General features: G+C 43.7%; 20 protein-coding genes, 1 CRISPR repeat array and 1 riboswitch. Of the genes, 6 read left to right on the top strand and 14 right to left on the bottom strand.

Translation table 11 applies throughout. From position 1 onward, the window contains the following. Positions 1–7: 7 nt before the first annotated feature. Complete coding sequence (locus tag JMX18_RS05795; RefSeq protein WP_201585622.1) at positions 8–412, bottom strand: carboxymuconolactone decarboxylase family protein; 405 nt, start codon at positions 410–412, stop codon at positions 8–10. Positions 413–819: 407 nt separating this feature from the next. On the opposite strand from JMX18_RS05795, the gene acnB reads away from it, so the two are divergent. The 3 genes from acnB (at position 820) to JMX18_RS05780 (ending at position 4,592) form a co-directional block, all read left to right on the top strand. Next, positions 820–3,423 carry a bifunctional aconitate hydratase 2/2-methylisocitrate dehydratase gene (gene acnB, locus JMX18_RS05790; RefSeq protein WP_201585614.1) on the top strand — a complete coding sequence of 868 codons (2,604 nt, stop codon included), beginning with the start codon at positions 820–822 and terminating at the stop codon, positions 3,421–3,423. 235 nt (positions 3,424–3,658) lie between these two features. After that, a complete protein-coding gene (locus JMX18_RS05785) occupies positions 3,659–4,108 on the top strand; it encodes a PACE efflux transporter (RefSeq protein WP_201585612.1) in 450 nt (149 codons plus the stop codon). A gap of 22 nt (positions 4,109–4,130) precedes the next feature. Continuing rightward, positions 4,131–4,592, top strand: a complete 462-nt coding sequence (locus JMX18_RS05780) for a DUF805 domain-containing protein (protein ID WP_201585603.1) — start codon at positions 4,131–4,133, stop codon at positions 4,590–4,592. Between the two features lie 159 nt (positions 4,593–4,751). On the opposite strand, the gene JMX18_RS05775 is transcribed toward JMX18_RS05780, so the two are convergent. Continuing rightward, on the bottom strand, positions 4,752–5,549 hold the full coding sequence (locus tag JMX18_RS05775) for an enoyl-CoA hydratase/isomerase family protein (RefSeq protein ID WP_201585601.1): 798 nt from the start codon (positions 5,547–5,549) through the stop codon (positions 4,752–4,754). Positions 5,550–5,853: 304 nt separating this feature from the next. On the opposite strand from JMX18_RS05775, the gene JMX18_RS05770 reads away from it, so the two are divergent. Further along, positions 5,854–6,666, top strand: a complete 813-nt coding sequence (locus JMX18_RS05770) for an alpha/beta fold hydrolase (RefSeq protein ID WP_201585599.1) — start codon at positions 5,854–5,856, stop codon at positions 6,664–6,666. A 29-nt stretch (positions 6,667–6,695) separates the two neighbouring features. On the opposite strand, the gene JMX18_RS05765 is transcribed toward JMX18_RS05770, so the two are convergent. From JMX18_RS05765 to JMX18_RS05730, 8 genes are all read right to left on the bottom strand, one after another. Further along, entirely contained in the window at positions 6,696–7,631 is a 936-nt protein-coding gene (locus JMX18_RS05765) for a DMT family transporter (protein WP_201585597.1), read from the bottom strand. Between the two features lie 66 nt (positions 7,632–7,697). Next, complete coding sequence (gene thiD / locus JMX18_RS05760; protein WP_201585595.1) at positions 7,698–8,480, bottom strand: bifunctional hydroxymethylpyrimidine kinase/phosphomethylpyrimidine kinase; 783 nt, start codon at positions 8,478–8,480, stop codon at positions 7,698–7,700. Beyond that, the gene (thiE, locus tag JMX18_RS05755) at positions 8,477–9,175 is read right to left on the bottom strand and encodes a thiamine phosphate synthase (RefSeq protein ID WP_227674575.1); all 699 of its coding nucleotides are present in this window, start codon (positions 9,173–9,175) and stop codon (positions 8,477–8,479) included. The genes thiD and thiE overlap by 4 nt, the downstream gene beginning before the upstream one ends. A gap of 91 nt (positions 9,176–9,266) precedes the next feature. After that, positions 9,267–10,070, bottom strand: a complete 804-nt coding sequence (thiM, locus tag JMX18_RS05750; protein ID WP_201585593.1) for a hydroxyethylthiazole kinase — start codon at positions 10,068–10,070, stop codon at positions 9,267–9,269. 54 nt (positions 10,071–10,124) lie between these two features. After that, a riboswitch (TPP riboswitch) is annotated at positions 10,125–10,213 on the bottom strand. An 86-nt stretch (positions 10,214–10,299) separates the two neighbouring features. Continuing rightward, positions 10,300–11,385 (bottom strand): HpcH/HpaI aldolase/citrate lyase family protein, encoded by a 1,086-nt coding sequence (locus JMX18_RS05745; protein ID WP_201585591.1) that lies wholly within the window; start codon positions 11,383–11,385, stop codon positions 10,300–10,302. A gap of 92 nt (positions 11,386–11,477) precedes the next feature. Beyond that, the gene (locus JMX18_RS05740) at positions 11,478–12,665 is read right to left on the bottom strand and encodes a cysteine protease StiP domain-containing protein (RefSeq protein WP_201585589.1); all 1,188 of its coding nucleotides are present in this window, start codon (positions 12,663–12,665) and stop codon (positions 11,478–11,480) included. A 74-nt stretch (positions 12,666–12,739) separates the two neighbouring features. After that, positions 12,740–13,561, bottom strand: a complete 822-nt coding sequence (locus JMX18_RS05735) for an HAD hydrolase family protein (RefSeq protein WP_201585587.1) — start codon at positions 13,559–13,561, stop codon at positions 12,740–12,742. A gap of 83 nt (positions 13,562–13,644) precedes the next feature. After that, entirely contained in the window at positions 13,645–14,922 is a 1,278-nt protein-coding gene (locus JMX18_RS05730) for a phosphoribosyltransferase domain-containing protein (RefSeq protein WP_201585585.1), read from the bottom strand. A gap of 366 nt (positions 14,923–15,288) precedes the next feature. Here JMX18_RS05730 and JMX18_RS05725 point away from each other — a divergent pair, with 366 nt between their 5' ends. Further along, on the top strand, positions 15,289–16,476 hold the full coding sequence (locus tag JMX18_RS05725) for a sugar transporter (RefSeq protein WP_201585583.1): 1,188 nt from the start codon (positions 15,289–15,291) through the stop codon (positions 16,474–16,476). A 788-nt stretch (positions 16,477–17,264) separates the two neighbouring features. Then, a CRISPR array of direct repeats spans positions 17,265–18,372; the repeat unit is 28 nt; unit sequence TTTCTAAGTCACCTATGCGGTGATTAAG. A gap of 177 nt (positions 18,373–18,549) precedes the next feature. Here JMX18_RS05725 and JMX18_RS05720 read toward each other — a convergent pair. After that, complete coding sequence (locus JMX18_RS05720) at positions 18,550–19,653, bottom strand: ATP-grasp domain-containing protein (RefSeq protein WP_201585581.1); 1,104 nt, start codon at positions 19,651–19,653, stop codon at positions 18,550–18,552. Between the two features lie 171 nt (positions 19,654–19,824). Here JMX18_RS05720 and JMX18_RS05715 point away from each other — a divergent pair, with 171 nt between their 5' ends. Further along, positions 19,825–21,111, top strand: a complete 1,287-nt coding sequence (locus JMX18_RS05715) for a TerD family protein (protein WP_201585579.1) — start codon at positions 19,825–19,827, stop codon at positions 21,109–21,111. Between the two features lie 98 nt (positions 21,112–21,209). Here JMX18_RS05715 and JMX18_RS05710 read toward each other — a convergent pair whose 3' ends face one another. From JMX18_RS05710 to JMX18_RS05700, 3 genes are all read right to left on the bottom strand, one after another. Continuing rightward, the gene (locus JMX18_RS05710) at positions 21,210–21,818 is read right to left on the bottom strand and encodes a TerD family protein (RefSeq protein ID WP_201585571.1); all 609 of its coding nucleotides are present in this window, start codon (positions 21,816–21,818) and stop codon (positions 21,210–21,212) included. A 140-nt stretch (positions 21,819–21,958) separates the two neighbouring features. Further along, entirely contained in the window at positions 21,959–22,711 is a 753-nt protein-coding gene (locus JMX18_RS05705) for a TIGR00266 family protein (protein WP_201585569.1), read from the bottom strand. Positions 22,712–22,885: 174 nt separating this feature from the next. Further along, the gene (locus JMX18_RS05700; RefSeq protein ID WP_201585567.1) at positions 22,886–23,461 is read right to left on the bottom strand and encodes a TerD family protein; all 576 of its coding nucleotides are present in this window, start codon (positions 23,459–23,461) and stop codon (positions 22,886–22,888) included. Positions 23,462–23,713: the final 252 nt, after the last annotated feature.

Below are 23,713 nucleotides of genomic sequence, written 5' to 3'. Positions count from 1 at the left end.
ATTTTTATCAGTTATCAATTTTATTCAAATCAATATTCAGTTCATTCAGTATCTCTATAGCGGCCCGAAAAGCTTCTTGGGTAGCAGGGGCACCGCAGTACGGTAGGCTATGCATGAGTACTTCTTGAATCTCTGACACACTGGCACCGTTGTTTATGGCGCCGCGAATATGACCTTTCAACTCATTTGGGCTTTTTTGAGCGATCAAAAATGCGATGGTAATTAGGGAGCGATATTTGCGCGGTAATATTGAATCATCTTGCCATGTACTGCCCCAAGCATGTTCAATGATCCAGTCTTGTAGCGGCTGAGTGAACGGCGTTGCAGAATCAAGAGAGCGTTTGACATGATCTCCACCCATCACTTGGGTGCGCACTTTTAGACCTTTTTCATAATTAGCTTGGTTTGGCATACTGTCATCCTTAATCGGTTTTGCTACGATAATATCGTACGTTATCAGATGTGCTTTTCCTGCACTACATTTTTTGAGGGGTACTCTCCTAAAAGAGTATATCAGCCGAACTATATCTAGCAAAATAAATTGACCATAGTTAAGCAGCAGTTAGATACTTTACCTACTTATGGTTGACGATAAAAATAGGCTCAATCGCCCTATTTATAGCACCATTTTTATAATAAATAGCCAATATGGCGCTATTATGGGCCTTTTATTAGCTGAGTCATTAACATTTTGAGCGTTTTAAGCTATCATTGCACGAATAATTATTTGATTGACCATCTCTTATAGCACATCGATGTAGGCAGTCATCCTGACTACTCACGTGATGTGCTAATCTCCAACTGACGAGGACGATTATTGTGTTAGAAGCTTATCGTAAACATGTCGCAGAACGTGCCGAACAAGGAACGGTTCCCCTTCCACTTAATGAGCAGCAAGTAGCCCAATTGGTTGAGCTTCTCAAAAACCCACCAGCCGGTGAAAATGAGTTCTTGATGGACTTGTTAGAGAATCGTATTCCTGCTGGGGTTGACCAAGCTGCTTATGTGAAAGCTGCTTTTTTGGCTGCTATCCTTAAGGGTGAAGCAACGTCGCCACTTATCGATAAGAAAAAAGCGATTGAAATCCTAGGTACTATGCAAGGCGGCTACAACGTTCAGCCATTAGTTGCTGCGCTAGATGATGCCGATGTTGCTCAAGACGCTGCCGAAGCTTTGAAAAAGACTTTGCTGGTATTTGATGCCTTCAACGACGTCACTGAAAAAGCTGAAGCGGGTAATGACATCGCTAAAGAAGTTATCCAATCTTGGGCTGATGCTGAATGGTTCTTAAACCGTGCAGAAGTTCCTAAAAAGTCAACTTACACTGCATTCAAAGTTACTGGTGAAACTAACACCGATGACTTATCACCTGCACAAGATGCATGGAGCCGTCCGGACATTCCACTACATTCATTAGCTATGCACAAAAACTCTCGCGACGGCATTACTGCTGATGAAGAAGGCGTAGTGGGTCCAATGAAGCAGATCGAAGCGCTTAAAGAAAAAGGCCATCCCTTAGCTTATGTTGGTGATGTAGTAGGTACCGGCTCTAGCCGCAAATCTGCGACCAACTCAGTATTATGGCTGATGGGCGAAGATATTCCTAATGTGCCAAATAAACGCGGCGGTGGTCTAGTACTTGGTAACAATATCGCTCCTATCTTCTTTAACACTATGGAAGATTCTGGCGCTTTGCCTATCGAAAAAGTTGCTGTTGACAATATCGATATGGGTGATGTGTTTGATATCTATCCGCATGATGGCAAAATCACCAAGCATGATTCTGATGAAGTGATCTCTGAGTTTAAACTCAACTCACCAACTTTGCTTGATGAAGTGCGTGCTGGTGGCCGTATTCCATTAATCGTTGGTCGCGGATTGACTAATCGCGCACGTGAATATATGGGTCTTGGTCATTCAGATGTGTTTGCTAAGCCAGAAGAGCCTGCCGATACTGGTAAAGGCTTTACGCTTGCTCAAAAAATGGTCGGAAAAGCTTGTGGTCTAGAAGGCGTACGTCCGGGTATGTACTGTGAGCCTAAGATGACTACCGTTGGCTCGCAAGATACTACTGGTCCGATGACTCGTGATGAGCTAAAAGACTTGGCATGCTTGGGTTTCCAAGCGGATCTTGTGATGCAGTCATTCTGTCATACCGCCGCTTATCCAAAGCCAGTTGACGTTGAGACTCAGCACACCCTACCTGACTTTATCATGAACCGCGGCGGCGTGAGCTTACGCCCGGGTGATGGTATTATCCATAGCTGGTTGAACCGTATGCTGCTTCCAGATACCGTTGGTACGGGTGGTGATTCGCATACCCGTTTCCCAATGGGTATCTCGTTCCCAGCCGGTTCTGGTCTGGTTGCATTTGCTGCAGCGACTGGTGTTATGCCACTTGATATGCCTGAGTCTGTGCGTGTGCGCTTCGTTGGCGAGCGCCAGCCTGGTATCACCTTGCGTGACCTAGTCCATGCGATTCCTTATCAAGCTATCAAAGAAGGTTATTTGACCGTTGATAAAAAAGGTAAAATCAATGAGTTCAACGGCCGTATTCTTGAGATTGAAGGTCTAGAAGACCTAACGGCTGAGCAAGCGTTTGAATTATCTGATGCCTCAGCTGAGCGTAGTGCTGCTGGTTGTACGATTACCTTATCTGAAGAGTCAGTGACTGAGTATTTAAACTCAAACATCACGCTTCTAAAGTGGATGATCTCAGAAGGCTATGGCGACGCGCGTACCATTAGCCGCCGTGTTGAGCAAATGCAAGAATGGCTAGCTAATCCAAGCCTAATGCGTGCTGACGAAGATGCAGAATACGCTATCGATATGACTATCGATATGTCTGAGATTAAAGAGCCAATCCTGTGCTGCCCGAACGATCCAGACGATGCTAAAACTTTGGCTGACGTTGCTGGCGATACCATTGATGAAGTATTCATTGGTTCATGTATGACTAACATTGGTCACTTCCGTGCGGCGGGTAAATTGCTACAAGACGTCCCAGCAGGTAGCCTCAAGACTCGTCTATGGATTGCGCCACCGACGAAGATGGATGCGCGTCAGTTGATGGAAGAGGGTTACTACAATATTTATGCACAAGCCGGCGCTCGTACTGAGATGCCAGGTTGTTCACTATGTATGGGTAACCAAGCACGTATCGCCCCGAACTCTACGGCGGTATCGACCTCAACCCGTAACTTCCCGAACCGTTTGGGTCAAGGCGCTGACGTTTACCTAGCTTCTGCCGAGCTTGCAGCGGTAGCCGCGGTACTGGGTAAACTGCCAACTAACGATGAATATCAGCAGTACGCTGGCATGCTCAACAGCATGGGCGATGAAGTCTATCAGTACATGAACTTCGACCGTATGGAAGAGTACACTGAAGAAGCGGATAAGATTAACGTTGCTCAGTTGACTTAGGTCTTTAATCTAAACGTTTTGAAGTTTTACAGCTTTTATTTAAATAGGAACCCCGTATCGTCATGATGCGGGGTTTTTTTGATTTAAGCACGCCCTGTCTAATAACACTGTTTTAGGTATAATATCAGCGCAGGCGGAAACCGTGGCTTTGCATTCTATTTATTTTTCTATCTCGGGACGGACCGATACTTTAACTAGGTGCTTTAATTAGGCACTTACGTGCTTTGGAGTCGTGGTGATTACTTTATCTCCGCTAAAACGTCGTATCGTTTATGTGGTCATTTTTGAGATTATTGCTATTATTGCATCTACCTTTGTGTTGATGCTGCTAAGTGGTGGCGATGCTGCAGAATCCTTGCCGGTAGCGGTGATGGTGTCATTGGCAGCAGTCATTTGGAATTTTATTTATAACACCGCTTTTGAGGCTTGGGAGCGTCGCCGGCGGGCAGCGCAGCGTACACTCTTGATACGGGTTATTCATGCTGTAGGTTTTGAAGGCGGGTTGGTACTAATTTGCTTACCGTTATACATGATATGGTACGATGTGAGTGTGATAAAAGCTTTCAAGATGGAAGCTGCATTACTATTATTCTTTTTGGTTTATACTTTTATCTTTACTTTGATCTTTGACAAGATATTTACCTTACCCTATCAGCAGAAGTCAGACTCTGCTTCTAACGCATAACACCAACCTTTAGAGAGAGCCCATGATAGATCCTAGAGAAAACAAAACTACGCTTGATAAGGTTTACCAGCCCCCATCAACTAATCCTACTATCGATAATAATGATATTTATGCCGCAGAAGAAAATTATAGTATTATCGATTGGTTCAAAAAATCACTGAGAAATTATACCAATTTTTCTGGTCGAGCTCGGCGGAAAGAATACTGGTATTTTGTACTGGTACATACGGTGCTGATGTTCATTACTTCAATGATTGATGCTATGTTGTTTGATTCAGGGTTTCCTTTGTTCTATGGAATAGTGGCGTTGGGTCTGTTCGTACCGGGTTTGGCGGTTACTATTCGCAGACTGCATGATACCAGCCGCTCAGGATGGTGGGTTTTGTTATCGCTTATCCCGCTTATAGGTTCTATTGTGTTGTTGATATTCTTCGTTAGCCAAACCAAATTTGAGACCAATCAATGGGGGCCTCCAGCTAAGTAAATAAGCTAGATTGATAGGGGCTTTATATTATCGTTAGAATTATAAATAAAAAGACTTCGCTTAGCATATAAGCGAAGTCTTTTTAATGGTGCTTGATATTTTAATAACCTGATACTTTAATAGTTAATACTTTCTAACAAAATAAGCTTGGTTTGCTATCTACTTGCCTTGATATACCGGCTTACGCTTTTCTACAAAAGCAGTCACGCCTTCGATAAAGTCATCAGTTTTTGCTAGGCGAGCTTGCTGATGCACTTCCATATCGAGTGCTTCGTTGAGACCAAAGTAGGCATGAGTATTGAGCATATCCTTCATGCTGGATAAGGCTTTACCGGGTAGGGCACTCAGACGCGAAGCCAGTTTTAATACCGCTTCATCTAGTGCTTCTACTGGCACCACTTGGTTGACCAAGTTTAAATCCGCCATTTCTGTAGCGCTGACTTTTTCACCGAGCATTACCAGCTCAGCGGTCTTAGCAGGACCGATTAATTGGTTCAATAAATAGACTCCGCCAGCATCGGGTACTAAGCCAATGTGTACAAAGGCTTGTATAAATTTTGCATTATCGGCGGTGATACGAAAGTCACAAGTTAAGGCTAGATTCATACCTGCGCCGGCAACTGCGCCCTCTAACTTAGCAATAATAGGCTTATGAATTTTGCGCAGCTTTAGGCTCACTTCTCCCGCACCCTCGACCATGCCTTTTAACTTATTTGAAATGACTTCTTTGTCTATGCCGTCAGAGAGCATCTCCTTGATATCGCCACCACTTGAAAAGTTACCGCCTGCTCCTTGTAGGACAATGACTCGAACCTGATCATCGGCTTCAGCCTCATTAAGCGCTTTTAACACGCTGTTCTTTAAAGGCGTACTAAATGCGTTTAGGCTTTTTGGATCATTCAAGGTGATGGTAGCAATATGGTTATTAACTTGATACTCAACTAGAGATGACGACATAGGGTTGTCCTTATTCAAAATAATTGATTAAAAATGACTGTTTAATAGTGATAAATGGCTCAATGCTAGATTACTATAGCAGCTTGGCATTATTATAAAAGCAGGTTTTATACTCAAACAGGTTAAGCTTATTACTGGCTGAAGGGTTTTACGATATGCTATAAAAACTTCTGATTCAAAAATAGTGCTATTAAATGCTAAGTTTGTGCCTTATGCTAAAAGGCTCTAGTAGCAAGGAATGACTCAAGGACAGGTCTATTCTCTAGATTATCAAACCTCTAAATCACTAAACAAGGAAGTTATTATGCCAAAGCTCAAAGTCAATAATACCGAGATTTATTACGAAGATAGTGCCCCTAATGATAGCCAAAAGCCAGTGATGGTATTTGCGCATGGGCTGCTGTGGAATACGCGCTTGTATGATAAGCAGGTTGAGTATTTTAAAAATGATTATCGCTGTATTGCTTTTGATTTTAGGGGTCAAGGTCAGTCACAAGTAGCCGAATCTGGCTATGATATGGATACTTTAGCCGAAGATGCTTTAGCGTTGCTTGATGCTCTGAACATCGAAAAATGTCACTTTTTGGGATTGTCTATGGGTGGTTTTGTGGCGCAGCGGGTCGCGCTGAAACGTCCTGAGCTACTACATACCTTGATACTGCTCGAAACCTCTGCCGACCCCGAAGATCCTAGTAACATCCCTGAATATCGTAAACTGCTTACCGCCATTCGCTGGCTGGGTATGAAGCCGGTTAGTGGTAAGGTGATGCCCATTATGTTTGGTGAGAGCTTTTTGAATGACAAAGCTCGCAAAGCTGAACAGAAAAAATGGCGCTCTATGCTTCAAGAAAATGACAAAGAAGGGGTCACCAAAGCGACGTTAGGAGTGATTGAGCGTCAAGGCACTTATGAGCAGTTAAGCAATATCACTACGCCAACTTTGATCATAGTGGGCGACGAAGATACCGCTACCCCAGTTGCAAAAGCTGAGCGCATGCATCAGGCGATAAAAGGCTCTAAGCTTGAAGTCATAAAAGGGGCAGGGCACACCTCGACAGTGGAAGAGCCTGAGCAAGTTAATAAAGTTATTGAGAACTTCTTAAAAAATCAGGCTTAGTTATCACGATATTGTTTCACTAATAGGTATTAGTAAGCACCGGCGCGCTCAGGTAAAGGTCGGCGTTTGAGCGCTGCGCCATACTCTGAGCAAACAATACCAATAACAACCAGTCCCAAGGCAATAAGATGGTTGATACTCATAACTTCATCTTTGAAAAATAGAACTCCCATTACCGCACCAAACACCGGCAGAAAGTTCATCGCCAATGCCGCTCGATTAGCACCAATCTGAATTACGCTTTCCATATAAAATAGCTTGGATATTATAGAGATAAAGACAGCAATATAGAGCAGCATCAGCCAGCCACGCCAATCTGGAAAATGCAAACCGTTATGAGCCAAATCATAAGCGTAAAAAGGTGCTGCGACTACCAAGCCTGCCAAACTCATCGCCCACATCATACTAGCCCAATGAATCTTGGGCGCATGACGTAGCGCCAGCGAATAGGCGATATAAATACCAGTTGTGACCAGCGCTAAAGCGTCACCTATAGCAAAGTTATATTGGGCCAGTACCCACGGTTGACCTTGAGTCAATACCCAAATCACCCCCATAAAAGCAATAGCAATACCCAGCCACTGCAAGATATGCGGTTGGTCTTTGTAGATAAAGGCACTAAAACAAATCACGCCAAAGGGAATTAAAGCGGTGATAATGGATACATTGACCACGCTTGCCCCTAATGAAAACGCACTATAAAGAATGATATTAAACAGGGCGAAGCCGCTACCACCTACGACGAACAGCCATAGCCAATGCTGCTTGAGCTGCGCCCAATCTTGACGAATAAACTTACGGGCAAAAAAGCTCAAGATAAGGGTGGCTAAAAACCAGCGAAAAAATGTCATCTCGTAAGGAGTGAGCCACCCTTTACCTAGCTTGCCAGTGACGTTACTAGTCGCCCAAAACAGCGGAGCCAAAACCAACATGATATAGGGCGAGGGTAGTCCTTTTTTGAGCATAAGTCTGACTCACAATAAATGGCGAAAAATGATGAAAGCCTTATAAAATGTCAATAAGACAAGGCGTTAATAAAACTCATAAAAGTGATGCACAGGCCCTTGTCCTTGTCCGACATTGAGTCTATCTGCCGCTTTCAAAGCGCCCGTCAGATAGACTTTAGCCTTTTCGCAAGCGTCTGCAAGCGTATCACCGCGACCCCAATAAGTAGCAATGGCGGCGGATAAGGTACAACCGGTGCCATGGCTATTTTTAGTATTAATACGCTCGCTTTCAAACCAGTGCTGCTGACTATTAATGCTTAATAAATCGGGTGAGTCTCCATTGCTTAAATGTCCACCTTTTAGTAGCACTGGCACTTTAAATTGCTCAGCTTGCACTATCATCTCGGCACGGCTTTGGGCTTCTGTCACGCCAAGTAAGTCAGCGGCTTCTGGTAGATTGGGGGTGATCAGTCCCATTTGTGGCAATAGCTCACGCATGGCAGCTAGGGCGTCGGTATCGAGTAGACGATCGCCACTTTTGGCGACCATAACCGGATCGAGGACGACATTTTTGGGTTGGTACTTTGCTAAGGCCTCGCCAACGCAGCGAATAATCTCAGCGCTACCGAGCATACCAATCTTTACCGCATCGACATGCACATCAGTAAACACCGAATCAAGCTGCGCTCGTACCATCTCAGGCGACATCATTTGGATTTGCTGGACGCCTTGGGTGTTTTGCGCCACCACAGCAGTAATGACGCTCATGGCATAAGCGCCATTGGCACTGATGGCTTTGATATCCGCTTGGATGCCCGCACCGCCAGTACAGTCGGTGCCAGCGATAGATAAAATGTTGGCAATCATGGCTGCTCTCCCATACTGTTGGCTTTTATTTTTGCTTTAGTTAATGATGCAGCGGCGGCCTTTGGGTCTTTGGCGGCACAAATCGCAGACACAATCGCAATACCGTCACAGCCAGTAGCATAAACTTGAGCAGCAGTATCTAGGTGGATACCACCAATAGCTACCGTAGGCAATTGGCTTGATTTAATAAGCTTAGCAAGCCCTTCTAAACCTAGCGGAGTAGCGTGGTTACGCTTGGTAGTGGTCGGAAAAACAGGGCCAAAACCAAAGTAATCTATCTGTGATAAATGATGGTTATGCGCCTGCTGTAATTGCTCTAGCGTATTTACTGACAAACCCAGCCAAGCCTCTGAGCCTAGCAGCGTCCGAGCTTCATTAATCGACATATCGCTTTGACCTAGATGTACGCCATCTAGTTTGGCTTTTTTAGCGATAGCTACCCGATCATTGAGTAATAGGGGTACTCGTCCTGCGATAGCTTCTTTAAGCGCACAGGCTGTTAGGTATAACTCCTCATCATCGGCTTGTTTGTCACGCAGTTGTACCATGGTGACCCCGCCATCAATAGCAGCGCAAACAGTATCAATTAAGCCATATTCATTACACATGGCAGCGTCAGTCACCAGATATAAGCTTAACGCTGAGCTGGGTTTGCTCATATTGTTAGCGTTTATTTCATGAGTGTTATTTGTCATATTTTTTACCTTTTTTTATAATACTCTAATCTCAACTAGCAAAATATATCGGCGTAGGCTGGTGCTTTTAGCCCAGCTTGCATGTTGAAAATTAGGCTTTTATAGAAGTCACCTTGGCATTTTTGGCTACATTATCTGCATCCAAGCTATGTAGCGCATCTAAAAAATGCACATAAAAGCTGCCAGGGCCTTGCGCCTGCTGGGCGGCAACTTCTCCTGCCTGACCGTAATAGCATAGTGCGCTGATGGCTGCCGCTGCGAAATTATCACGATTGGCACCTACAAACCCGCCCAGCAGTGCCGTGAGTGCACAACCCAAGGCAGTGACATCCTCCATCATAGGCACCCCATGATGAACTGACCATTGCTGGGTGCCATCAGTTACCCAGTCAATCTCACCGGTGACAATGACCACCTTGGCATGCTGCGTTAAAGCTTCTGCGGCTAGCTTTGCCGATTCGACAGTATCGCCGCTGTCAGCGCCTTTGCTTTGGCTGCTCATGCCTGCTAACGCCAAAATCTCCGAAGCATTACCACGGATTATGTCAGGTTTAAATCTCAATAATTGCGCACAGCTTTGCTGGCGATAGCTGGTGGCACCTACCGCAACGGGGTCAAACACCCAAGGAATATTATGTTGATGAGCGACTTCTGCTGTCGCTAACATACCGGCTAACCCTTCTGGCGATAAGGTACCGATATTGATGGTAAGCGCTTGAGCCAAGCGCACGAATTCAGGCGCTTCTTCTAAAGCCCAAACCATGGCAGGCGAACAGCCAGCGGCCAAAAGAACATTGGCTGCGGTATTCATAGCGACAAAGTTAGTGATGTTTTGCACCAAGGGTGCTTGCGTTTGAGTTGCGGTAAAACAAGAATGAATCAATTGAGGCTGCATTTCCCCTCCATAAATAAATGGCAGGCGAGAAAATACATAGAATCATGAATAATACGATGATTGCTATACACTCCCTACGCCAGTACGAGCTGGATCAGGTTCAAAGGGTACTTCTCAGCCTTGCGGCGCCCCTGTGAATAACGTTATAAAACATCTTACTCAACTTATGAGAGTAATACAACCCTTAGCTGAGTAAGTAGAAAAAGGTATAAGATTAAAAAATTAAAGGTTAAAGCGAGTCGCTCAAGGAGTTATAGTCACTATTGCCGTCGTTGATGGTGCCAAATACTTCGGCGCGATTGACAATCTCAGTCGCCCAAGCCCGGTGAGTAGCAGGCTCTAGCATAGTATTGTTATACTTAAATACTGCCTTGGCCTCACTATGCAGTATCGCTTGCGCCTCATCCAAGATACTCATCGGTACGCAGTAAGCTTGCTGGACTAAAGCGATTTGGCTCGGATGAATGACGGTCTTGCCCACCAATCCCAAGCTGACATCACGATCAAGCTCCTGCATAAATAGTACCGGCTCATCCAAGTATTCGAATACTGGCGCTGATAAATAAAAGCCGTGCGGCACAAAGCAGCCTAGTAGCTGATAGGCAAGAGTACCGATAGGCGTATCATAGACGATGCTATTCTTAGGACGACGCAAACGCAGAGCCGCAAATAAATCATTGCCGCCGATACGTAGGGCAAAGACAGGCTGGCTAAAAGCTTCTTTAAAACCGATCGCCAACTCTTGATTGTGATGCGGATTAAAAACCGCAGCGGTCTCGAGAGTCGGCATCAATAGCTGATGATCGCTTAGGTTCTGACAAGCCATGCGCCAATTAGATAAACTATACATATCTACTTTAGGCAACACAAAACCGTCGAGCAGGTCGATATGTTCAAAGTCTGCTAGCTTTTGCAGCATAGTCGGATTACGTGGACGTACAAATACTAAAGGTCGTGTCGGCTGGAGGGTTTGATGGGTCTGCTGCTCTGTTTGACTATCAGGCTGTTTTGAAGGCTCATTTATACTATCAATATTATTAGCCCAATCCTCAAGCAAAGTCTGCAATCGTAATAATGCCAGCTCAACGTCATTATGGCTGACAGCATCTTCTAAACAGATAATAATACTATTAATCGTAGGCAGTTTATCACGCTTAATCACTTGCAAAATATCTTGCCGAGTCGCCGGCATATAAAGGCTCGCCCCCAACTGATAGGGATGGTGAGTGTGCGGCTTAATCATCGCATGACGCTCAGTGATCAGATGAGCGTAAGACTGGGTATAATCATAAAGATTGGATGGTTTATCAGGCATAGTAGCGGCTATCATAAGTAGTAGTGAGTGATGGAGTAGGTATAATGCTATAAGCATTTATCCTACTTATAAGGGTTCAGCATCCGCCTAAATTAATTTTTTATTGTGCGTTGTTTAATAAGGGTGATGGCTTGGTAAGGTAATATTTTAGCACCTAAGACTGTAATATCAATATTTCGTTCGCTGCACAAATGACGCAGTAAAATCGTATCAGGATGATCAGGGTAAGCCAGTAATATACGTTCAGGATCGCGGCGCAGGATAGCCCGTGTTGCCTCTGCAATCGTCGGTTTAATGCGGTTGCGATTGGTAATCTGATAACGGGTCGCAAGGGTATCAATCAAATCAGCCGTTTGATAACGGGGTTGTTTAAAGGTTGGCAAACGCTGGGGGCAGGCGGTTAATCGCTGTCTTGCCGCCTCAATCTGATTGACGAATGCCAAGCTATGATCCACCGCTACTAAGTTATCATAAAACACACTGCGATGCAGACCCAATTGCGGCTCAGTATATAAGCTGCGTGATATCAGCCCTGATACCGTACTATTAAGTAGCCCGGATGGAATTAGCCAATCCTCCGTACTGGCAGCAAGCCAAGCAACCCCTGCCGGATCGGCAAGGGTCAAGAGCGGAATAACGTCTTTTCCCTGATGAAAAATATTGGCAAAATGAGCATGGTTTGCATCGTTAAATGGCGCTAAACTCTGGGCTAATTCTTGATATATAGCGCCTTTGCCCGTCCAGCCGTCGACGAATACGATAGGGCTATTTGGATAAGCGTCCAGTATCATTTGCAAGGCTAGCGCATCCAAACCACGATCACGAATAATACTAATCCCAAAGTGCACACTTGGTAACGCATAACTGCTATCTGCATCCGCTAAAGCGCGCTGCAATAATACCCCAATCGGTAAGCCTGCCCGCACCAAGCTCACCAGAACTAAAGGCTGCTCCTCACTGACGGTTTTATCAAAACTGACGGTTTTATCAAAAATATGCTGTAAGCTATAAGCCAGATTAGCAATATCAGTGGCGGTTCTAGCTGTGCCTTGATCTAATGCCTGCTGATATAATTGCTCGTGCACGGCAGTGGGCGCTTGCTCCAAAGTTAGCATGTCTGAATAGTGACGCTGACCACTCTGAATCAGCGCTTCTTTTTGAGCAACGGGCACATCAGCAACCGCATCTTTATCGACGATATCGAGCAGTATAGTAACATCGCTGGCAAGATAGCTGCCTGAGCTGAATTTATCAAAAACTTGGGTTTTCGTATGGTTCATAGTGTCTCTATAAGTAACGTCTCTATAAATAGTTTCTCTATAAATAATTTCTTTATAAACTGTGTTTTTATAAGTTATTTAGCATCAAGCTGATTGTGCAGCTGACCATGATTGGGCATCCCATACCAGTCTAATAGCTGTAAAAATGGCAAGTCAGCCAAGCTATCACCAAAACCAAAACTAGGCCGCTCATTATCTAAATGGTTGTCTAATAAAAACTGGACGGCATGCCGCTTATGAATGGCATGTGGCAATATCGCTAAGTTATTGGCATTAACATGGACATAAAAATCATCATCAAAGTCGCGGACTAGATGGGGCAATTGCTTAGCCAACTCAACAAGCGCTTGATGGTTTTTTTGCGCATGCTTAATCGCCAAATAAATAGTCAAATCTTCATTGACAGAGCCATTGTTAAAGCTATCGGTATGCGCTTTAAACACTAGCTGGCTATCGTCACTTTTGCTGTGCTTATCAAATAATTGGCTGAGCTGTTTTAGTTTATCTTGTAAAGGCTTAAGCTCTCTATAAATGTGCTGTAGCCAACTATTAAGCCTATCACCATTTGGCTGAATGATAGTGGCACCATGAGTCAAGACTTGCCAGCTATCAAGAGGTAATTTAACCCGTTTAATCTCATCACGGTCACGCGCGGTAACGGCAATAAGCTCGGTACTAATGAGTAACCAATTAAAAAGGTTGGCTTGGCGCTGAGTCATCAAACTAAGTGGTTCGTTTTCTTTATTCACTGTGGCGTATACCAAATCTTCAACGTCAGCTGTTGGTAAGTCCCATTTGTCAATTTTACGCTGAGTTTGAAATAGAGTGTCGTCCAAATCCATTAACGCATAAGGTTTTACGATATTTGAGTCAGGTTGAAAGAAGGGAGTGGACATAAGATTTTCCATTGATGAGTTTTGGGGTTGGGTCATATCTTCAAAATAAATAGCTCATGTAGGGTGCCACCCTACGCCAAATCTCAATCATCAACACCCACCACCAACACATTATCTAATCCTTGCCACATATCATCTACGCTATCGGTAGAGGTCTCCACACACAATACAATCAAATCCCAATCGCTAGGCGCAACGTTATAGGCAAAATTGGTCATACCGAGTCCATAATTATCCTGAAAGCTGAGCATAGTGCTAATCGCACCACCAAGGGCAATCGGTGAGCGGGTAAGGGCACTAAATTTAACCGTTGATTTTTTTTCGATATCATCACTCTGGGCTTCTAACCATTCTGCCAATAAAAACGGCAACCACACAAACTCATTACTGCCTAATACCAAAATGCGCGGTGGCAATTGAGCTTTATCAAAATCTACTTGATTACTAAAACGAGTAAAACTTCGTTGAAACCTTTTTAAGTAATCAGCAAAGCCATCGATGCTATCGAGTGTCGGCATGCGTCCCCAATTACCGGTATTGCCCAGCGCTTGACTACCAGCTTCGGTAGTATCGACCGAGGGCATGATAATCGGTTCAGGATTAGGAGTATCGATCCATTGCCAAGCACCCGCTAGCAGATGATGGCGATAAAAGTCGATATTAGACAAGCGCTGAGCTATGTTATCGTCAGCTTGACCCTGATCCTGTTGTTGGTTTTGATTCTGATCTAGCGACCAATCGACTAGGGTGGTCAGGTGTACTTGCTCTAATTGGTCAAGTCCAGCATCACGCAGCGCCGTGACGACATTGACACAAGTATTGCCAGTTGAGGCTTCGTCATCGACCATAATTAAGGTTTTACTAGCAAGAAGTTTTGCTTGTATGCTCTGGTCGCTACTTTGATAAATCAAATGTTGGCTAGCATGGCTATGATCTTCGCTAAAAGTGGTCAATAAGCGCGCCGTATTAGCATCATTTTGATTATGCTGGGCATGCCGAGTGGAGTTTAGGAGTAATGCCTTGGGATAGCGGGTTTGCAAAGCTTGATGCACACCAGCGGATAAGCCCACGGCGGTTTCTGCCATACCAATGACTAAAATAGGTTCAGGCAGATTATAAGGTACTAAGTTTGCCAAATCGGTAAAGGCGCGGCGCATGGTGCTGGGCGCAACGGGAATATGACGCCCTAAGACTTTGGAGACGAATAAAAATGCACGTTTAGGATTGATACGCTGAGCAAATCCTAATAAATATTCTAATTGATAAGTGCTATCGCTTCCTTTAACCTTATTGGTCTGATAACTGAGCTCTAGTGTACCTCGAGGTAGCATAATGGTAGTGCTGTGGGGCTTATTTGACATTCATATTCCTTGATACTTTGAATAGTGCTTTTAATGCTACTTTTAATTTTGTATAGTCGATTCACTTTAAAACAGACCCTAACGTACCTATTTTATTTCGGACTGAATATAGAAGCATAAGCTTGATAAGTATCTGCTTCTAGCAGTCGGCTGATTCAAGTAATGGGTTTAAATAATTATTGTACTTTTATAGGTGGTTTTTCTGCGAAATAGAGCTTGTTATCCATTCTAAAGTAAAAAACAACGCTAATTAAGTCTTATGGCTTGTTATCTTGCTCAGCCACTCGCATATCCTCTAGTCTTTCTCTCTATTTTTGGCTAATGCTGCCGTTTTGACACCTTGCTATCTTTTTATTACTGGATTTTATGACATATCACCTTGATACAGAACCGGTCTCGCGGCAAACCCAATATCTGCGCATGATTTTGATGGGGGTCAGTGCCTTTGTGGTCAATACCACCGAGTTTGTTCCGGTAGCGCTCCTTAGTGACATTGCGCAGGATTTCTCCATCACCACTGCTCAAACCGGCTGGATGCTGACGCTTTACGCTTGGATTGTCGCTGCCATGTCATTGCCGCTGATGTTACTGACCAGTCGGCTTGAGCGCAAGCGTTTATTGCTGGCGGTATTTGTGGTGTTTATTGCCAGTCATGTGCTTTCCGTATTGGCATGGAGCTTTCAAGTGCTGTTGATTAGCCGAGTAGGGATTGCCTTTTCGCATGCGATATTTTGGTCAATCACCGCAGCGATAGCCCTGCGCGTGGCACCTGAGGGCAAAAGGGCGTTGGCGCTTAGTGTACTGGCAACTGGAACGTCACTGGCGATGGTGCTTGGCGTCCCGATAGGGCGTTTGGTTGGTCAATGGTTTGGCTGGCGTGCGACCTTTGGCGGTATTGGGGTGATTGCCTTTATCGTCTTTGTTTTGCAAGCAAGACTCTTGCCAACCCTGCCTAGTATGTTTGAAGGCTCATTTGCAAAAGTGCCTAAGCTGCTGAAAAATCCGTTATTAGTCTGTCTATATTTATTCTGTTTTGTGGTCTTTACTGCCCATTATGCCGCTTATTCTTACATCGAACCTTTTATGCGCGAAGTAGGTTCAATCAGTGAAAATGGCGCTACTTTAGTGCTATTGCTGTTCGGCGGCGCTGGGATTATCGGCAGTGTGATATTCAGTCGTTGGGGCGATAAGTCCAATACGCTATTGATGCTGGTATCGACGGTGGTGATGTTGGTGTCTATGCTCACACTACTGTTGGTGGTGACGTCGATATGGGCGCTGAGCCTAAATGCGCTCTTGTGGGGCACGGCACTGATGCTGCTCATCATCTCTATTCAGGCCAAAGTCATTATGATTGATGTCAACGCCCAAGATATGGTGATGGCGATGTTCTCGGGTGTTATTAATTTAGGAATTGGGATGGGCGCGCTACTTGGCGGCTATGCGGTGACTAATATCTCGCTATCAAGCGTGGGTTTTGTCGGGGCTGGCGTCGCTGGTATGGCGCTGCTACTGATGATATTTATGATAAGGCGCTTTGCTGATTTGCGTTAGTAGTTGGGTTGAGAGTTAGATTGGGTTTTGATAATAAGGTGCTTTTTTAGAGGGAGAAGGGATAAAGAAACAAGCATAAGCTGAGCTTTTAACGCTGCTCATAAGTCATCTATGCGTTGATGAAGACAGAAGTCTAAATGAATGATTTAAAAGTTTTTCATAATCAATCACTCTCGCTGGACGTTTTTATCTAAAAACGTTTATGCGACTAAACACTCATTTTTATCTTTCCATTTTTTCTAAGTCACCTATGAGTGTGTGAGATGGGGGTATTCTGAAGATTCGAGGAATGTTCAGCTCGTCGCAAGAGGAAATCTGTGATTTTCTTATTCAGGTTACGTTTAGAGTTATAACTTCTAAGCCGCTTAGGCGATGAAATATATTTTATCAAGTTGCGTTTAGAAGCATGAATTCTGAGTTTGGAAATTCTATTTAAAGAATTTCCCTTGCAAACCTAACAAAGCAGTGCTTTGTTTTAACGGTTCTCATATTTAAAGGATTTTCCTTGCGAGCCTAAAACTGGTATACAATTTTTTAACGGCTCTCATAAGTCACCTATGCGGTGATTAAGGCTGCCATGGCCGCCGATAATGTAACGGCGCTTTTCTAAGTCACCTATAAGTGTGTGAGATGGGGGTATTCTGAGCACTTGGGAAGTGCTCAGCCCATCGCAAGGGGAAATCTATGATTTTCCTATTCAGGTTACGCTTGAAGTTATGACTCCTGAAAATCCTATCTAAAGGATTTTCCTTGCGCAGCTAAAATTGGCATGCAATTTTTTAACGCTGCTCATAAGTCACCTATGCGGTGATTAAGTGATGTGATGAACGCTATAGCTGAGGCTAATGTTTCTAAGTCACCTATGCGGTGATTAAGGATAAGCAATCTATGTTACTTTGCTTGTGAGCTTTCTAAGTCACCTATGCGGTGATTAAGTTGACCGGCATAGACGTATCTTGCAAGTACCATTTCTAAGTCACCTATGCGGTGATTAAGTAAAAGGTTGCCTAGATTATGAGTATGACACTTTTCTAAGTCACCTATGCGGTGATTAAGATTGCGGTTAACTGAGTGATACTAATATATGATTTCTAAGTCACCTATGCGGTGATTAAGACTGTTTTTAATTCGTTTACTGCAAGTAGCGTTTTCTAAGTCACCTATGCGGTGATTAAGCTGCCTGACACCTTACGCCTGTCCTCATAGTATTTCTAAGTCACCTATGCGGTGATTAAGGCAGTGGTGAGATTAAATAGATTTGCGTCTCATTTCTAAGTCACCTATGCGGTGATTAAGGTCATCAGCGTTATTCAGCGCCTTGTAAATGATTTCTAAGTCACCTATGCGGTGATTAAGTGAGACTAATAAACTAATAGCGGCCGCCATCGTTTCTAAGTCACCTATGCGGTGATTAAGGGTGTGTCGGTTGCTGATTTTGAAGGCGTAGGTTTCTAAGTCACCTATGCGGTGATTAAGTTAGATTATGCGCATTAAACGCTACGATGACATTTCTAAGTCACCTATGCGGTGATTAAGTATATCTAAAATCAGCGGTGTATCTAAGCGCATTTCTAAGTCACCTATGCGGTGATTAAGTTCGAGAAGATAAAGTTGAGTTTGTTCATAATTTTCTAAGTCACCTATGCGGTGATTAAGTGGTTTTGGCCATGATATTAATCTCTAAAATTTTTCTAAGTCACCTATGCGGTGATTAAGTAGCTGAACAATACGGGTATACCGACATGCTATTTCTAAGTCACCTATGCGGTGATTAAGCAGGTATTAGCAGCTGAGCTAGTCTGCGCACATTTCTAAGTCACCTATGCGGTGATTAAGATAATACAGACAACATAGCTCTGCATATCGACTTTCTAAGTCACCTATGCGGTGATTAAGAAGAATTATACCTCAAAAAAATCAGTTAAGACAAGGCGTTGAGGGCAAAATACCATAAATTACCCTGCATTTTTAGCCCTATTATAAATTATTGATTTTGTTGGTATTTTTTATAGCGCCTAAAAAAAGGGTTTTTTAGGGTTAAGTATCACAGTTAAACTGAAGAGTTACTTATCGTTAATCTTCAATCTTTACACTGGTCATTATCGAACGTACCTGACAGGGTTTAATTTGCTTAACGATATTCGCCAGTTTAGGCTTGTCAGTCAAACCAAGCCAATAGCCAAAGCCGACTTGGGTCAAGTCCACGCCGCTATGAGCCGTATAGCCAATGCCCCCAGAGGGACGACTATTGATCTCAAGCACGCAGTGTTGACCATTATCATCTGCTTTGGTCTGCACACTGACGATACCGTCGCAGTTGAACGCTTTAATCAGTGGAATGACCACCTCCATAACCGCTTCATCATAACCAATATGTTGCACCTTACCTGTTTTATGCCGAGTGATAGCGGCTAGCACTTCACCATATTCACACACCACATCGATAGAATACTCTTGTCCAGCTAAATAGGGCATGAGCAGCATCGGGATAGGGCGCTCATGTACCATTTTGCTGTTGGCGTAAGCATTTACAAACTGGTCAGTGCTGATTTTCTTGCTATCAGTAAAGTAAAGATGCTCAAAGCTATCGTATTGCTCATGATCTGCTTTGCCGGTATCCAGCCGCCAAAACCCTTGTGCAAATATGCCAGTGACAGGCTTGACACAAAGTGGTTGATCGCCATGTTTGCTAAGTAAAGCATTCAGCTCAGCGCTATTATCAAAGCGCCACGCCGCAGCAACGGGAATATCATGCGCCTGACAGTGCTGCATAAAGGCAAATTTATCATCAATAGACTCTAATGCCGCCACGCTAGTGGCACCGGTTAATAGCCGAATACCAGCGGCGGCAAACTTATCACGCTGCGCTTCATAATCGATACTATTACGACCCGTGAGCAATACTTTAACCTTGTTTTTTTGCGCCTGTTCAAGCACCAATTGCCAGCGTGATAAAGAGGGTTCAGAGAGTTCGGAATAGACCTTATCAGCAAACTCAAAAATCTCAGGACGATTTTGACGATGGGAAGCGATGATAGTAAAGGGAGTTTCTGATTTAGCTTTTAGCGCTTGCAGACTCTGCAACATATCGCGCTGGCTGGATTGTCCCTCTGCCAGCCAAACAGCAGAGTCTTTGGCTTGTTCGCTGTTATTCTTATTACTATTACTAGTATCCATAATACTCTCAATCACCCATAAATAAATATCACAGCCATTATATACATTGCTATAGGATATAAATACTAGGGTCTGTTGACCATTCAAAAACCACCATTAAAAAGCGTTCAATATCCATGCTACTATAGGGCAATCAAATGACAATACGATAAATAACCTAAAGGATAATCCATGAGTCAAACATTAATCGCCGGTGCCAATGCGCCACTACCTAATGAAAATATTAGCGTGCGAATTTTAAGCCAAAATGCTATTGATTGCGCTGCTTATCGTCTAACCACAGCTGGAAAAGTACGCGGCGATGGCGATATGATATTTTATGGGCAGACGCGTAGTGATGATGGTAGCGTGAGCTTTCGTGGTCATGACAGCGATGGTTTCTTTGATATCAACTTGCCTGCACAGCCGGCGAATATTGATAAAATTGCTTTAGCATTTTCGAGCAATCAGACTCTAGCGCAGATTGGTGATGTCGATATTCAAGTATTACAAGGCAGTCAAGTGCTACTGACTTGCCGTGTGAGTAGCGCTGGTCGTAATGAAAAAGCCATTATCCTAGCGGAATGTTATCGTCGGCAGGGCAGCTGGAAGTTTCGCTTTATCGATCAGGGCTTTGAAGGCGGGCTTAAGCCTTTATCTGAGCATTTTGGGGTTGAGATTGCCGATGATGCACCTGCTCAAGCTCAAAGCCAGAACCAAAACCAGAACCAAAACCAAGCGCAGCCGATTAATACCCAAAGACCTATTAATACTCAAAAAGCGGGCGGCACTGTTAGCGCCAATCAATCCAGCACGCCGCCGCCTATTCCAGCCAGTCCTGCGATTAATTTAAGTAAAGTCACTTTAACTAAGAGTCAATCGAGCATCAATCTGAAAAAACGCGATGATTTCGGTAAGATCTCTGTTAATCTCAACTGGAACCAACGTCCCAATACCAACAAGTCGGCACCTAAAAAAGGCTTGTTAGGCGATTTATTCAAGCAGCATGGCTCTAGCAGTGGTATTGATCTCGATGTTGGCGCTATGATTCATCTAAAAAATGGCGAGAAAACTTTAATACAAGCACTAGGCAATCGCTTTGGTAGCCTGTCTTCACCGCCTTATGTTTGCTTACGTGCTGATGATCGAACGGGGCAAGTGAGCGGCGGGGAGTGGCTCGATATCAATGGTCAGCAGTGGTCGCAGATAGAAGAGGTATTTATCTTTGCTTTTATCTATGAGGGCGCACCCAACTGGGCGCAAACTGATGGCGTGGTGACCATACATGTGCCTGAGCAGCCACCGATTGAGACCCGTTTGACCGAAGGTTCAAACAGCTCACCGATGTGTGCAATTGCACGATTGGTTAATCAGCAGGGTAGTATCAATGTTGAGCGGATTAACCAATATTTTAAAGGTCATCAAGAGATGGATAAAGCCTTTAATTGGGGCTTTAGCTGGAAAAAAGGTAGGAAATAGCAAGTTTTTATTTGGGTATATTGCATACCCGTTTAGAGCTAAGAAAAAGCCGCCCAATGTTATCATCGGTCGGCTTTTTAGATATTCAATAATAGCAATTAAGCATGCGGAGTAATAGCAGGCATTAAGTCGTGAAAGGTACGACCAGAGGCGGGTTCACCAATAGCATGCATTTTCCACTCGTCATTGTGGCGATAGACTTTTGCCATAATCATAGCGGTATGGCCGCCTTGAGCTGACAAATTGTAGCGGGCCACCTCAGTATCATTATCGGCGTTAACGATACGACAAAAAGCATTTTCAACGGTCTCAAAAGTTTGTCCCGTAAAGCTGTTAACGGTAAAAACCAGCGAGACGACATTAGCAGGTACTTTTGCTAAATTAACCCTTATGACTTCGTCGTCGCCATCACCATCGCCAGTACGGTTATCGCCCGTATGGACGATGCTGCCATCTTTTGAATTTAATTGGCTGAACCAAATGGCATCGACGGGCTGCTTATTGCCATCAAACATAATGCACGAGGCGTCTAAATCGATAGATTCGCCGCCGCTACCACCACCAAACAGTTTGCCTAAAAAGCCACCCTTCTTTTCTTGTGGACCTTGCGCAACATCCCAGCCTAGACCTAGTTTGACTTGCGTAAGTGTGCCACCGGCTTCTTTATTTAGGGAGATCTTTTGTCCCTTTTGTAGATTGATTGCCATAAGAGAGTCCTTGTAGAGGTTGTGAGTAAATTATTATAATTCGTGAAGAATAATCTCTATAAATTCAATATAGGAGTAAGTGTTTATCTGACCCGAGTCATTTAAGGCTTGTTGATGAGTGAATGGTTATAATTCTATATTTATAAAATATTATCTAAAAATCCACCACCGCCGCCGCGACCACCAGAGCTGGTGCCGAGGATGCTTTGGAGCCAGCCTTGATAGCTGTCACGATTGCGCGAGCAAATAATGACTTTTCCACTACCAGAAAAGTTTAATACCATACCCTCACCACTGGTGACTGAGTTGATAATATTGCTCATGATGCCTTTTTTCTTGCTAGTCGAAACTGATAGCTTATAATCAAGATTGGAATCCCAACAAACCACATGACCATTATCGATAATGACGTCTTTATCCGGGGTCACTTCAATCTCAAATAGCGAGCCAAATCCTGATACCACAACCTGACCTTTGCCTTGGGTCTGCATCACCATAAAGCCGCCAGTATCACCGAATACTGCACCGCCTAAATTACGCTGGATATTAGCCCTAATATCGACACCGGTTTGAGCGGCGACAAAGGCGCCATCGCTCAAAGTATATTGCTGCGCACCAACCTCAATGATTTGCATATCGCCATCAAGGGTAGGGGCAAGCAAGCAATCGCCTTCACCATTGACCGCCTCAATTTGCTGTTGAAATAATGATTCATCATTAGCAAAGCGGCGCATAAGCGACTGCATAAGACCGCCTTGGAGCTTACCTTTTAATTCAAGGTTAGACTCCATCATTACCATGGCGTTGGCTTCACAATATATTGAATCGCCTTTTTTAAGGTTACAATGTAAGAATGGTTCAATAGTGCCGATCAAGCTAAATGTCGCTGCCATGGGGCGTAAATCCTTATTCTTGTATTCTTGTATTCTTTAATCTGTAATATTTTTGATAAATGTACTTTTGTGCTTTAAAAATAGTAATGGGTAGCTTGTTTAATAGCATAAGGTAGCAGGTGCTTACTTAGCCCTGCCACCGACAAATATTGACTATCTTATTGACAGGTAATATTAAACATTTACGCCATAAGAAGCTGCTAGTGGACCGAGTCCACCGCTGAAGCCTTGACCTACTGCGCGGAATTTCCAATCATTGTTATGGCGATAAAGCTCACCAAAGATCATAGCGGTTTCAGTACTACCGTCTTCTGACAAGTCATAACGAGCAATCTCGCTATTACCATTGTCATTAACGACACGAATATAAGCGTCACCAACTTGACCAAAGTTTTGGTTACGAGCTTGACCTTCATAGATAATGGCGCATAAAGCGACTTTGCTAACATCAGCAGGAATGCTCGCTAGATTGACTTTGATTTTTTCATCATCGCCATCGCCTTCGCCAGTACGGTTATCACCGGTGTGCTCAACTGCGCCGTTGTCTGATTTTAAATTATTAAAGAAAATAAAGTCTTGATCGTTACGTACTTTGCCACTTTCCCCAAGCAAAAAGCCAATAGCATCCAAGTCAAACTCTTGGCCATCAGTAGCACGTGGATCCCAGCCAAGACCAACGGTAATGTTGGTAAGACCTGGGGCTTCTTTTGATAAGTTAACGTTGCCGCCTTTCGTTAAGCTAATAGCCATATAACTGTCCTTTTAATTAATCTTTAGAATTTAATGAAATAAAAAATGTCCTATGCAATAGCTAAATATAGACTCAAATTAAAGAGGTGAGCACTTACAATACGCCATCAAATAGGTTAAGTTTTACTATACTAAGCGTTTGCTTACTAAGCAAGGCGTATTTTGTGTGCTTACTTTTTTATTTAACTCACTTACTAACCTGAATTAATTTATACTTTTTTAACTATTTTACTAAAGGTTAGTAAGGCTAAA

Origin of the sequence: Psychrobacter jeotgali (assembly GCF_904846315.1) — a bacterium.
GTDB lineage: Bacteria > Pseudomonadota > Gammaproteobacteria > Pseudomonadales > Moraxellaceae > Psychrobacter > Psychrobacter jeotgali.
Note: the sequence above shows the minus strand (reverse complement) of the source record. Positions and strands in the feature narration are given on the sequence as shown.